The organism is Providencia rustigianii DSM 4541 (genome assembly GCF_000156395.1).
In the GTDB taxonomy this organism is placed as follows: domain Bacteria; phylum Pseudomonadota; class Gammaproteobacteria; order Enterobacterales; family Enterobacteriaceae; genus Providencia; species Providencia rustigianii.
In genome coordinates this window covers 1-211 of sequence record NZ_GG703821.1, presented here as the reverse complement: position 1 = coordinate 211, position 211 = coordinate 1, and the positions used below count along the sequence as shown (strand labels likewise).

1 rRNA gene (cut by a window edge) is annotated in these 211 nt (G+C 52.6%); it reads left to right on the top strand.

Annotated elements, in window-relative coordinates:
• Positions 1–211: ribosomal RNA gene (locus PROVRUST_RS20030) — 23S ribosomal RNA — on the top strand (its annotated part extends 234 nt beyond the left edge of the window); the annotation flags it as partial.

Sequence of the window (211 nt, the reverse complement as noted above, 5' to 3'; positions counted from 1 at the left end):
GTTTTTCAAACACACAAGCGAGTGGCATGAGCGAGCAGTGTGAAATTCAAGGCGGACAGCGTGCAGCAAGCGCAACGTACAGTAGTACGTGAGCATTGCGAACCCTGCCCAACGAAGAAGTTCACCACGCGCAACCATGACGCCCAATGTTGTCTGATAGCGAAACACCTTCGGGTTGTGAGGTTAAGCGACTAAGCGTACACGGTGGATG